14 protein-coding genes are annotated in these 11,946 nt (G+C 36.7%); 1 reads left to right on the forward strand and 13 read right to left on the reverse strand.

Translation table 11 applies throughout. The annotated features are described in order from the left end of the window. Nucleotides 1-41: 41 nt before the first annotated feature. The 12 genes from GD002_RS13030 to GD002_RS13085 form a co-directional block, all read right to left on the reverse strand. A complete protein-coding gene (locus GD002_RS13030) occupies nucleotides 42-503 on the reverse strand; it encodes a hypothetical protein (RefSeq protein ID WP_153732790.1) in 462 nt (153 codons plus the stop codon). A gap of 16 nt (nucleotides 504-519) precedes the next feature. Beyond that, nucleotides 520-1,779, reverse strand: coding sequence for a replicative DNA helicase (locus tag GD002_RS13035; protein WP_153732791.1), 1,260 nt, complete (start codon nucleotides 1,777-1,779; stop codon nucleotides 520-522). Continuing rightward, the gene (locus GD002_RS13040) at nucleotides 1,780-2,565 is read right to left on the reverse strand and encodes a conserved phage C-terminal domain-containing protein (protein ID WP_153732792.1); all 786 of its coding nucleotides are present in this window, start codon (nucleotides 2,563-2,565) and stop codon (nucleotides 1,780-1,782) included. Nucleotides 2,566-2,728: 163 nt separating this feature from the next. Next, on the reverse strand, nucleotides 2,729-3,100 hold the full coding sequence (locus GD002_RS13045; protein ID WP_153732793.1) for a helix-turn-helix domain-containing protein: 372 nt from the start codon (nucleotides 3,098-3,100) through the stop codon (nucleotides 2,729-2,731). A 249-nt stretch (nucleotides 3,101-3,349) separates the two neighbouring features. Continuing rightward, complete coding sequence (locus GD002_RS13050) at nucleotides 3,350-4,108, reverse strand: class I SAM-dependent methyltransferase (RefSeq protein ID WP_153732794.1); 759 nt, start codon at nucleotides 4,106-4,108, stop codon at nucleotides 3,350-3,352. Between the two features lie 210 nt (nucleotides 4,109-4,318). Further along, nucleotides 4,319-4,549 (reverse strand): hypothetical protein, encoded by a 231-nt coding sequence (locus GD002_RS13055; protein WP_153732795.1) that lies wholly within the window; start codon nucleotides 4,547-4,549, stop codon nucleotides 4,319-4,321. Nucleotides 4,550-4,745: 196 nt separating this feature from the next. Continuing rightward, a complete protein-coding gene (locus GD002_RS13060) occupies nucleotides 4,746-5,579 on the reverse strand; it encodes an ROK family protein (protein WP_153732796.1) in 834 nt (277 codons plus the stop codon). Nucleotides 5,580-6,065: 486 nt separating this feature from the next. After that, the gene (locus tag GD002_RS13065; protein ID WP_153732797.1) at nucleotides 6,066-7,100 is read right to left on the reverse strand and encodes a DUF418 domain-containing protein; all 1,035 of its coding nucleotides are present in this window, start codon (nucleotides 7,098-7,100) and stop codon (nucleotides 6,066-6,068) included. Between the two features lie 354 nt (nucleotides 7,101-7,454). Further along, nucleotides 7,455-7,781 (reverse strand): hypothetical protein, encoded by a 327-nt coding sequence (locus GD002_RS13070; protein ID WP_153732798.1) that lies wholly within the window; start codon nucleotides 7,779-7,781, stop codon nucleotides 7,455-7,457. Between the two features lie 258 nt (nucleotides 7,782-8,039). Continuing rightward, the gene (locus GD002_RS13075; RefSeq protein ID WP_194841601.1) at nucleotides 8,040-8,312 is read right to left on the reverse strand and encodes a hemoblobin-interacting domain-containing protein; all 273 of its coding nucleotides are present in this window, start codon (nucleotides 8,310-8,312) and stop codon (nucleotides 8,040-8,042) included. 454 nt (nucleotides 8,313-8,766) lie between these two features. Beyond that, the gene (locus GD002_RS13080) at nucleotides 8,767-9,483 is read right to left on the reverse strand and encodes a hypothetical protein (protein WP_153732800.1); all 717 of its coding nucleotides are present in this window, start codon (nucleotides 9,481-9,483) and stop codon (nucleotides 8,767-8,769) included. 10 nt (nucleotides 9,484-9,493) lie between these two features. Further along, nucleotides 9,494-9,676 (reverse strand): hypothetical protein, encoded by a 183-nt coding sequence (locus tag GD002_RS13085; protein WP_153732801.1) that lies wholly within the window; start codon nucleotides 9,674-9,676, stop codon nucleotides 9,494-9,496. Nucleotides 9,677-10,307: 631 nt separating this feature from the next. On the opposite strand from GD002_RS13085, the gene GD002_RS13090 reads away from it, so the two are divergent. Then, nucleotides 10,308-10,721, forward strand: a complete 414-nt coding sequence (locus tag GD002_RS13090; protein ID WP_153732802.1) for a hypothetical protein — start codon at nucleotides 10,308-10,310, stop codon at nucleotides 10,719-10,721. A 272-nt stretch (nucleotides 10,722-10,993) separates the two neighbouring features. On the opposite strand, the gene GD002_RS13095 is transcribed toward GD002_RS13090, so the two are convergent. Then, the gene (locus GD002_RS13095) at nucleotides 10,994-11,560 is read right to left on the reverse strand and encodes a 2-phosphoglycerate kinase (protein WP_153732803.1); all 567 of its coding nucleotides are present in this window, start codon (nucleotides 11,558-11,560) and stop codon (nucleotides 10,994-10,996) included. Between the last annotated feature and the right edge of the window lie 386 nt (nucleotides 11,561-11,946).

Below are 11,946 nucleotides of genomic sequence, written 5' to 3' on the forward strand. Positions count from 1 at the left end.
ATTACAATTTAATATCAAAATCACTGCATCATTACTCCCCCTCACCACCAATAAAAAACCTCATCCCCCGCCATCACATGCCCCACATAAGCGGGATACACCTTCACCCCTTTCCTACACTCATACAAAATCATTTCCTCCCCCGTCTCCGCAAATTTCATTAATCGCAGCATCAACCGATCCGCCTGCGTCACTTTCACCCCCGACTCCCTGAATCGTTCTTCATGCAGCCGATACACATCCAATGAATGCTCCGCTAAGTAAAAAGCGAACCACCCTTTATGTGTTGACTCCATGACGTAAAGTTTGATTTTACCGATACCAAGAATGTTTTGCTCCTTCATTTGCAAGATGGTTTCGTGGTCTAACGAAATCTCCTGTAATTTCTTGACATCGTCATCAAAACTGAGTTTTTGATTGATGACCGCCCAGTAAATGCTATGGGCGGTTAGGGAGTGATCGATGTCAATCGAGAAGTTAAAAAACTCTTGTACTGTGATCATGTCACCGATCTCCTTTTTAATGAGAGTAATTAATGTTGCTGAGTCTACCGGTGTCTTTGCTATACTGGACGGTGAAAGCACCGATGGGACCGTTGCGTTGCTTAGCGATGTGTATTTCTAGTAGGTCTGCAGCGTCTGTTTCTTTGTCGTAGTAGTCTTCTCGGTACAAGAAACACACGACATCTGCGTCTTGCTCGATGTTGCCGGAATCACGTAGGTCGCTCATGATCGGATGCTTGTCTTGTCGTTGTTCGACGGCTCTTGATAGCTGGGATAGGACGACGACGGGACAGTTGAATTCTTTGGCCATCGTTTTTAGATCTGCGCTAATTTGGCCGATGGCTTGGGTATGGTTGCCGGCTTGCTGTTCGGCCCGGATGATCTGTAGGTAATCAATGAAAATGATGGGTTTTTTGTCTGGCTGATTTTTGCTGATTTTTCGTGCAGTCGCTTTGATTTGACTAACTTTCAAGCCACTTCGATCGTCGATATGGATATTAGCGCGATGCAACTGATTGAGAGCCGTTGTCCAATTCGTTTTTTGTGTTTCGCTAAAATATTTATTCGGATTGCGCATCTTCAGTCGACTATAGCCACCAGCAGAGGCAATGAGTCGGTCGGTGATGGATGTGCGGCTCATTTCGAGTGAAAAGATAATGGGTAGATGACCGTGTAAGCCGGCAGTCAATGCAAAATGATTGAGCGTATCGGTTTTCCCCATCGAGGGTCTAGCAGCGACGATGATGAATTCACTATTTTGAAAGCCATTGAGAATATAATCCATATCTCGTAGACCTGTAGTGATGCCCGATAGTTCGTCTTGCGCAATAAATGGCCGTTCGTATTGGGCAAGTAAATCTTGTTCGAGTGACGTTTCGGTAGTCAACGTATGGTCCACTTGTAGCGCATCAAAGGCTTTCAAGATATCAGCAATCGTCCAGTGATTGAGTTGCGCTTGCTGTAAGAGTCTCGCCTTTTCCTGCTGTTTCCACTTGTCGATGACGATTTCTTTGTATTCGTCAAAACGTGTGGGATTGGCAAAATGATTCAATTCTGCCAGGTAGTTCGCTCCACCTACTTCATTGGGATCTCTCGTGACCAACAAGGTGATGTAATCAACTGATTTTCCTTTTCTAGCTAGTTCACACATCGTTGCGTAAATATTCTTGTGGATCTGTGTCTGGAAGAACATTTCTTTCATTCCGCTATCAAGGATCAAGTAATTTTCCTGTAACATCGTACCGAGTATACTTTTCTCTGCGAGTTGGCTAGCCATTTAGTCCTCTCCTTTGCTGAAGTCAAATACTGGTGGTCGAAGAATTGCAGGTGGTGCGGTCCGGACCGGTGTAACAGGAAGTTCATTCAAATAATTTTCAAAGTTTGTTGGAGTAAACAAGGTCGATGGTCGTAAGTACGAACGAAACTTTGGATCGTGTAGCCATTGAGATACTTTAAGATCAATGACCCGTCTGAAATCGTCAATTGTGTAGCCTTCTGTCAAACGAGCGTTTATCGATTTTTTTGTAGCGGATGCATTCGCTTTGAATTGCTTGCCGGTTTTTTGATTTAAATAGGTAATTACAGAATGGACAGCGTCGAGGTTCATCTCGACAATATCTTTATTTTTATGATTCTTACATTCTTTAGTTATTGGCTTGCTCAATGTTGGCAACTGCTCTTGTCCATTATGGTCAAGTGCACTTATCCGTTCTGGGCTAGTAGTTGGATCATGTTGGGCGGCACAAGGAACTAGTTTAGAATAGTCAATTCGATACCATTTCGTATTGTCAATTTTCATCTGGTTGTAAGCCGATGTCGTCAAGAGAAAACCTTTCGTTTCTAGGTCATAAATGATGCGTCTAATCGTATTGAACGACCAAAAAGGAAACTCTTCTGTCCACTGGTCATACGTTTTGCACACCCATGAATGCCCCTCGCGTATATTTTTCGAGATTAACGAGCGGAAATGCAGTTGTTGCAAGAATATCGAACCATTCAGCCCCACTTCTTTTGCCAATGAAGGTAGTACGAGCAATGGATCTTCCTCAATTAACAGTTTCATTTGTTTGTCCTCCTAAACATAGTTAGTGGCGGTAGGTTTTCGCCTCGTCACTTTTTATATAGAAGGCTTTCTGCGTTTGGATACATCGTTTGTCAACTTTTTAAAAATAGACAGTAAAAAAGAGTTGAAGCGTTGTGCTTCAACTCGACTTGTTTCGTTTGATTCATCCATCTCGACTTGTTCGATTTTCTGAAAATTCACTTGCACAGACTGGCAATAGATAAACCGATACGGACTCACAGGCATCATAATCAACGAGATAGGATTTTTCTTTCTTTCCCTCGCGCTTTGAAATGATATATCCCGCTTTTTCCAGTTTCTTGATGGTTCGAATTATCGTGTCCACTGACCAAAAAGGAAACTCCACGCGCCACTCTTTATATGGTTTACGTACATACCGTTGATCTTCTGACTTCTCTTCCGAATTCCATGACAACTCATGAATTTGTTGCAACACCAACGCTTCATTGATTCCTATTTTTGCTGCTACCACTGGGTCCACTTGCAAGAATGGACGATTCGTTATTAATGGCATCGTATTTCCCCCTACTAACTAGTTGTAAGCGACAGTAGTTTGCCACTTCACCTGTTATATAGAGTGCTTTTTGCAAGAGGATATACTTTTTCTGAACTTTTTAAGGTAAGGAACGGTTTTCAAAGTAACCGTAACTTGATACTATTTGCTGCCCGTTAGAGTTCAAACAAGGCAGAAAAAAATCAACACCTTTAAAAATGTTGAAGCGGATTCTTCAACTAACGCGCTCAAAAACGGAATCCAATACTATTATTTTTTAACTACAGCCTCGTATGTAATTGTCTGATTTGATTTCGTTGGATATTGACCATATTCATAATCTGCTGATATTACTATATCTTCAAACCCAACCTGCTCTAAAAGCATTTTAAACTCTTCAATTCCATACCAACGAAGTGGAAATCGTTCTAATTCTGTTTGTATTAGTGTGCCATTTCGCCATTTTTCGTAACGATTGTGTGAAATTGTGTGCTGGTTGATATAGTCAACTTCAACTATTTTATTTTCTAATGTAATAATATCACCATTCATAGATTCCCATGTTCTTGTTGTTACTTTATCAATAGAGAAATCAGTTTGTAAAAAGATATCTATCATAAGCCTTCCCCCGTTCGATAGATGATGACGGAAATTTTTCAAAGCTTTTATAGAATCTTCTCTCCTGTGTAATAGTAGGAAGGTTCCAGTGGGCACGATGATAGCTTCAAAGTTTTTATCGAATGAAAATAACTCCATTTTCCCTTCAAATAATTTCGGGTTAAACCCTCTTTTTTCACAGTTAGTACGGCATATTTCTAGCATTTCTGTTGAAACATCGAGGCCATCAACTTTGAAACCTCTTTCTAAAAGTGGAATGAGAATGCGTCCAGTTCCTACTCCTGGTTCAAGAATGTTACCTGAACAAGATGCTAACCTATTGCTATAAAATTCCACATCCCCAAATGAATGACCAATGTATTTGTCCATATCATAGACTTCTGAAGAAAGTTTATTATAGTAACTTAACATGATTTCATCCCCTTATTTTTTTTGAAATATAGAAAAGAGTTTTCTTCTTCGACCAAATCTACTCCTATAGTTTAACAGGATGATGAACGTTAGCCTCCGGTTGCGCCATAAAAAAAACCGCAATATACGATTTCCTCTTGTTCAATCAACACACCCGTATGTTTAACTACATTCTCTCCGAAAAATGGATACCTTCGTCGTAACTCCATTTTACATATAATTAGAAAAAGACCATACGAGTAAAAACATACTTACTAATCCCCATACTACCGCTCCTCTTATCCACAAAACAATGGGTTTAGCTGATATCTGTTTACTCTCCAAACTTTTTTCATTTTCTATTAGTAAAGCTACCTTCCTTTCCATACCTTTTTTCAGAGATACAAGAACAACAAATCCAATTACGATGAAACTAATTGTTATCCAAAGTAATAGATCCACTTTTTATACACCCCTTTTTTGTGAATTACTTTCCTAACCAGATCCAAGTTGAAGAACTATTTATTAATATAGTACCATAATTAACCACTTAAAAAGAGTAGCAGTAAACATCTCATATAAGATATTTACTGTAACTCTTAAGCGTCCAGGTGCGTATATAATAGATAAATGAAGGTTTCTCTACGAACGTGCTCTATCATTTATTTTCTTGTAGTGCTACGAAATTCACTGCTCCTTGTGCAACCATATATTTGGCATCCTCTGATTTTCGAATTGTACATACCTCCCATAATTCCGGAAGTGTGTTCTCTTTGGCGACTTCTACTGCAGATTCAAAATATCCTTCATACAGAATTGTTCCACCACCTAAAATTATCCTTTGGGGATTTAAGAGATTGATAACCGTAGCAATGGCCAATCCTAAATATCCTCCTGCAGATTTGACGACTTCATGCGCAGTAACATCACCCTGCTCTAAGTTTCTAATAAATGTACTTGCATCAGAATTAGCTTTTGCAATAATACTAGCACCACTTGCTAACTCATCTAGCTTTCTAACACCATCAGAAGTAGGAATAGGAATACTACCTAGCTCACCGGCCCACCCTTTACATCCCTCTACAAAGTGTCCATCTTGTTTAATTCCCGCAGCTATACCTGTCCCTACCATGATTACTACAGTATCGACTTTTTCATTCGAAACTGTTTCTTGAATCAAGGCAGCCTTAACGTCATTCATCATATAGACAGGAATATTATTTATTCTTAAGAAATCAGTATCCATTCCAGCAATATTAGGTAACACGTCTGAAATCACTACTTTTCGATTTTGCTCAACTAATCCTGGAACAGCAACTCCCATAGCATCAATAGTAAAAGGTAAATTATTGATAAATTCTTTAATTTCTCTCAGAATTTCACCGGGCGTACACGTCTTTCCTGTCGGGACTATTTTCGATATTTTTTCTCCTTGATATTCAACAACCAACAACATCTTTATTCCGCCAATATCAACGCCTAAAGTAGTCATTTATAATTCTCCTTTGTACAGTCAGGATTCATTTTACACACAATTCACTTCCAGGAAATTGAACTGATTGTGGAACAAAATCTCTCTCCATCGCATCGTAATCCCCTAATGATAAGTAATAAGAATGATACTAGATAAAGTGTGGTTGCGACAACTTTACGTCCTACAACGTAATAAGAAAACCCCACCTAAATGGTGAGGTTAAGAACATCTTTATGGCTGTTTGTTGTTCCTACAAAAACATTCGGAGTACCAAGAAAGTTTCGTTACAACTAAATTACCAGTAATAATGTGATCTTTTTCGTCAGCGGTAGATCTTGAAACTTATTTTCCCAACTTTAATTATATTATGGTTAGATTGTTTTAATAATGAAATATATAACTAATAGTAATTATTCAAAATGTATATACAGCATAATCTTTTATGTTACACCTATGGTTCGGAGTCGTCATTAAAATGAAATTAAAACAATGGTCTAAATATATTCACTTTCTTATTGGAAGCCATTTCCAATACGTGCCGCATCTCCAAAGCCATTCTATCGGACCATACTTGAAAAATCTGAGCCAAAGTGAAGATAAGATGATTTGAACTACCACTACCAGTCCGCATACAATTGTTGCAACAGAGTATGAAACAATTTTCTCGCTTGGTAAAAACATTGAAATAATAACCAATACAACGGATTGTCCAATATAGTTTGTAAACGCCATTCTCCCAAATGCATTTAGTGGTGATAACAATATCTTTACTAAAGGTTCAAGCAAAACAAGACAACTAACATAAAAAACAGAGAAAATCGGGGCGAGATTAAAGGACAAGTTTGTAAAGCCATAAAAAGCGCGATTTGATAATACTTGTGCTTCAGTTAATTCAACACCTTCCATATAGTTTACTAAACCATCGGCAGGTGCTTTTTGCCATAGAAAGGCGACTGAAATAATAGTTATAACAAATGAAAGAACAACTACCATCATCCATGTTTTTCGCCTTTTTATATAGGATTCAAATACACGATACTGACCAAACGCCAAACCTAGCATCATTAAGGGCAAGGGTAAAAACAGTTTTGCTCCTAAAAAGCTCCCTATAATAACGCCTGCAATACCTAAAATTAAGTTAATTTGTTTCGGAACCTTATCGAAGAAAACAACAGGCACTCCTAAAATTGCATAAAGCAATAAAGCTTCACCAGGGTTTATTAGGTTATGTATACCTCCTACTAATCCTAAGATCAACATACGCCGAATAAAAAGGGCATATGGACGATCGTTCTTTTCTTTAGCCCTCGATAAAAAAATCCAAATCCCTAATCCAAACAAAAAAGAAAATATAGCGTAAAAACGTCCTTCAACAAATAGATATAAGAAACGTTGAATCCAAATATCTTCCTGTGTTCCTGATAAGTTAATGTTTGAGCTCCAAAAAGCAAGAACATTCACGAAAGGAAGCCCCATCAACGCAAACCCTCTAATCAAATCAATAACGTTAATGCGGCTCTCCTTTATTACTGGTTCCATAATAATTTACCTCTTTCTTATCATTTTCATATGCTATTCTTCAGCAATTAAATGCTAAGTATAACAAGGTTTAATTATAAAAATAAATTCTATAGAAAGAGTTATGAAAACTATGAAGAAATTATTAAGGTTCGAGTGTGCAAAATGTATGTAGATTACTAATTATTCAGCAATCACTGGCCTGATAGTTAAATTACAATAGTTTTCGCATCATACCATAATCACCTAATTGCGAATAACTAAAAAACACCTTATATTAGGTGTTTTACGACATATTAGCGTTATAAAAAAAGACCGTCAACAAACGATCCCCCTCTTGCTCAACTACCGCACTGGTTTGTAAAATTCTTAAAATTATTCTACTTTTTCTATAGTGATTGTAGAAATTCTCAACGGAGCTATTTCCATAGTCGTACCATCATATCCGACTATCACCTTATCACCTACTTGAAAAGTTTCTTCTGCATTCGCAGGGAGATCAATAACAACAGTTCCTAAAAGTTTATTATCGTTCGCTTTAATTTCAGAAACGGTAGCAGTTCCGCTACTATAGATTTCCTCTATTGTTCCTACAAAAGTTGCTTTGACTTCATTTGTCGGATTCTCAGCTTTCTCTGAGTTACAAGCAAACAATAAGCCATTCGCTACAATAAGAAACAATAAAACGACCTTACGTTTCAATAACGCCACCTCCTTTAAAACTTTGAAGAGTGCGTACAAAGGAATGTTACGTTTAATTCTTAATTAAATGGCCCGTATGCTGAAATGATATGAAACAGTCCTTTTCAACTAAACTTCATGCTAGTTGAAAAACCAATCATTAAGATAATACCATAATTAACCACTAAGCAAACCATCCCCTATAATTTCTCGCTACTACGTGTTAGGGTCCTAAGGTGTAAGAAAAACCCCACCAAAAGGTGAGGTCATAAATACTTATTAATTTACAGGATCATAATTAAAGTTTTGTGTTACATCTTTAAAACCATTAGCAACAACACGAATAGTATACGTTGTTTTTCCTTCAACTTGAAAAGTATATTGATTCAATGCTATGGCATATTGATATTCATTGGATATTTTTTGAGCAAACCCGCTAATACTTTCGAAATTTAAAACAGTATCAGCCAGATACTCTCTAATTACCGTTAAAGGAACTCCATCAACATATACTTCCGAAATGTTATTTACATAGTCTTCAGTATTAAACAATAGAAAAGGTGTTCCATTAACAATTACTACCTGTTTAAAAAAGTTATTCGTACTATTCTCGTCTTATCCTTCTCTATCTCTCAGTTTTATAACGAGCCTTCACCGTGCAGGCGACTTTCATCGCACACGGCGATCCATCAGCGGTAGTTCTTGAAACTTATTTCCCCAAGTATATTATATTCTGAATTGGAGTGAAATATCATTATTATTCTAAAATATAGACTGACAATTACCTTACTCTATATCTATTAAAAATTCCAAACCATTCTCAACCAAGATATCTTTCACTCTTAGTTGTAATATTGTGCCTTACTTTTTTCTCCTTTTCAATAAATACTCCGTAACCGGAACCTGATACTGCTTGTTGCACATTAGGGTTCGAATGCGACGAAAATTCGGTTAGGAAAAAACCCCACCATGAGGTGAGGTTAAATTAGTTATAAAAATTAACGTATCAATTAATAAATTTATACACGGTTACTTTCTGATAATCAATCAACGGAACATGTACCTTATTTTGCATAACTTTCAGCATTCGTTCATTTTGTCCATCCACCACAAAGGTTAAATATTGCATTTGTGTCCGCTCTATTTGCATAGATATAGCATGCAAAAAAAGCGATAAGCTTCTAGCCAATGATTGATATCTTTCTTTCACAAAAATATTATCATACATCAACATCTGCTGTGTAGCTGGGACAACAATACACCATCCAATCAACTCATTATCATCACGTAAGATTAAACTATTCTGCGCTATTTGTTCATAACGAAGTGGATGATATCTGGTTGGAAACCAAACATTCTCGCCATCCTGAATTGATGCCACTTCTTGTGATGTTAAGTCTTGAATCGAATGTATTGTAAAGTTTTCTTTTAAATGCCTACGAGTAAAAATTGGTAACTCCTTTGTTTTCAATACATCAAGAATGAAAATGTGCTGGCATAGGTCTTGCTGCCATTTTCTAAGTACTACCTCATTCTCCTTTCTAAACTCTGTTTCCGTTATCTGAACATAAAGATCTTTACCGCACTTTTCATAAAGCATTTGAATTTGTTGTAATAAAGGTATAATCTGTTCTGTTTGCACTTTTGCTAAAACAATAAAAGTAAGTGTAAGTTCTTGCTCATCAATTATCCAATCATGCTCTATAGCTTGCTGATTCTTCATTGACAACATCCTATTCTAATACAGGTGTAATTGATTGTGTTTCTACTTCTAAACCATTCATTCCCTTTAATAAACCTTTTGTATATTTCACTTGTTCCACAATTGTCTTTGGTGAAAATTCCACTGTGATATACGCATCATTCTCTTGATCAGTCGTTTGTGGTTGGTTGTAGCGATACGTACTAAATGTCAAACCGATGAATCCAACCCCATTAATAAACGAAAAATCTCCAGGTATTACCGTTGTATCTACTATTGGCTGTGAAAACTGTATTTCTGCTTTATTATAATTATTAGTTACATCTTTAAATATACGAACACTAGAAATTGTTGGTGCTTGATTGCTATTCCCGTCTTATACCTTCTCTATCTCTCGGCTTTCGATAGGGCCTTCACCGTGCAGGCGACTTTCATCGCACACGGCGATCCGTCAGCGGTAGATCTTGTAACTTATTTCCCCGAGTATATTATATTCTGAATTGGAGTAAAATGTCATTATTATTCTAAAATATAGACTGACAATTACCTTACTCTATATCTATTAAAAATTCCAAACCATTCTCAACCAAGATATCTTTCACTCTTAGTTGTAATATTGCGCCTTACTTTTTTCTCCTTTTCAATAAATACTCCGTAACCGGAACCTGATACTGCTTGTTGCACATGATGGTCCGAAGATGTCATTAAAAAGTCAACAAGTAGTGTGTCGAGTTCAGTAACACTTATTAAACAATTGTCCCCGATTGATGATATATTTCATCAGAAACACAATAGGATAAACTTCATCATTAAGGGAATGCTATCTTTAAAAAGATGGTGTACCGATGAATAAAATTAAACTATTCGCTTTTACTTTTCTTTTACTCATTTATGGGGGAATAGCCATAGAAGCAAATGAAAAGACTGAATCAATACCCCAGAACCAATTCCCAAGTTTGATGGAAAGGGCTTTCTTAAGGAGTCTTCATGGAACTATCCTTGATGTAATGAGTAATCACGGTGATAACCAGCTATTTGAATATGGGAGAATAGAAAAAATATCTGGAAACGATCCATATGACGTCTCTTTAAGGGTCATTGGGTTCGAAGGAGCGCATAATCCACCATATAAGTTAATTCGTATGACCATTCGAATCCCTGGAGATAAGGGTGCCAACTATAGCATTTTGTCTTATTCTCATCATCCTATCTCTAACAAAGAATTTGATAAGCTAACTGAATATGCTACATATGATTAAAGTGGCTATGACAAAGACTTTATATTTTTCGCAAAATGGCCCATTTGTTGAAATAATATCAAACAGTTCTTCTCAACTAAACTTCATGTTAGTTGAAGAACCAATCATTAAGTTAATACCATAATTATCCACTAAACAAACCATCGCCTATAAGTTCTCGCTACTACGTGTTATGGTCCGAGTGCGTCTTTAATAAGAAAATCAATAGATGGTCTAAGGTTGTTCTACAAACGCGCACTATCATTTAATAATTTAAAATTGTGAGCCTCAATTTATAGTAAATCGATTCTCCGTTTTTCAGCATCTATATAGTCATAGACTTCCAATATTTCTTTGTCATAGTCGTTCTCAATTTCAAAATATCTAACACCTGATTGCAAGCAGTGCGCTTTAAATTCTTTATGTTCCTTGACCAGTTCTTTTATCGTTCTCTCTTCTGGCCGACTACGGAGTTCAACAGCATTCCTATATTTCACTATTTTCGCTTCGAAGTTTTCTTGAATATAATTCGTCGAAAAACCCAGAAATACTGAAATGATTTTCTCCGAATAATTGATGTCGAAGTCCTTCAGATAGTGAGGTAATATATAGCATCCTTCAATAATGATATGTTGTTCATTCTCGATATTTGTCATAATGATCCCTTTTAATATTGGCCAAAGATTATCTCCAATGACTTCTGTATTATCAAGTGGTGAGAATCCACAATGCTTATCTCCTCTGTACAATCCCATTTTCAAATGATCTATAGAAAGATAAGGAATACTGTACCTTTCTAGCAACTTTTGGGCCATCAAGGTTTTACCAGTACTACCTACAGCACTTATTAAAATAATCATATATTACTCCGTTCTGATTTTTTTGTAATTTAATCATTGATTATTACACTAAATGGTCCGGCGGTTTAACGTAGATTAAACAGCTCTTTTCAACTAAACTTCATGTTAGTTGAAGAAATATTCACTATGATAATACCATAACCAACATAGGAGACATAAAAAATAACCCTAGCCTAAGCTGCGTTTAGCTTACAATCTCATTCCGCACCCCGGCCAACTCCTAAGAAAAAGAGTGTCGATTCCGACACTCTTTGTTACGTATTAGCCTCCAAATGCGAAGAGACAAAAAGAACTTCCAAGTGGAAGTTCTCAGACTGTAGACAAACTCCGGAAATTTGGAGTTTTCCTACAGTCTATTTTCTTTTACAATAGAGTAAACGCCAGGA

The sequence above is a fragment of the Sporosarcina obsidiansis genome (assembly GCF_009651005.1).
GTDB classification, from domain to species: Bacteria; Bacillota; Bacilli; order Bacillales_A; family Planococcaceae; genus Sporosarcina; species Sporosarcina obsidiansis.

Bases quoted from the DNA above. Each gene is read 5' to 3' on its own strand.
- GD002_RS13060 (WP_153732796.1), bottom strand. From the start codon at position 5,579: ATGACTACTTTAGGCGTTGATATTGGCGGAATAAAGATGTTGTTGGTT.
- GD002_RS13045 (WP_153732793.1), bottom strand. From the start codon at position 3,100: ATGCCATTAATAACGAATCGTCCATTCTTGCAAGTGGACCCAGTGGTA.
- GD002_RS13050 (WP_153732794.1), bottom strand. From the start codon at position 4,108: ATGTTAAGTTACTATAATAAACTTTCTTCAGAAGTCTATGATATGGAC.
- GD002_RS13040 (WP_153732792.1), bottom strand. From the start codon at position 2,565: ATGAAACTGTTAATTGAGGAAGATCCATTGCTCGTACTACCTTCATTG.
- GD002_RS13030 (WP_153732790.1), bottom strand. From the start codon at position 503: ATGATCACAGTACAAGAGTTTTTTAACTTCTCGATTGACATCGATCAC.
- GD002_RS13035 (WP_153732791.1), bottom strand. From the start codon at position 1,779: ATGGCTAGCCAACTCGCAGAGAAAAGTATACTCGGTACGATGTTACAG.
- GD002_RS13080 (WP_153732800.1), bottom strand. From the start codon at position 9,483: ATGAAGAATCAGCAAGCTATAGAGCATGATTGGATAATTGATGAGCAA.
- GD002_RS13065 (WP_153732797.1), bottom strand. From the start codon at position 7,100: ATGGAACCAGTAATAAAGGAGAGCCGCATTAACGTTATTGATTTGATT.
- GD002_RS13095 (WP_153732803.1), bottom strand. From the start codon at position 11,560: ATGATTATTTTAATAAGTGCTGTAGGTAGTACTGGTAAAACCTTGATG.
- GD002_RS13090 (WP_153732802.1), top strand. From the start codon at position 10,308: ATGAATAAAATTAAACTATTCGCTTTTACTTTTCTTTTACTCATTTAT.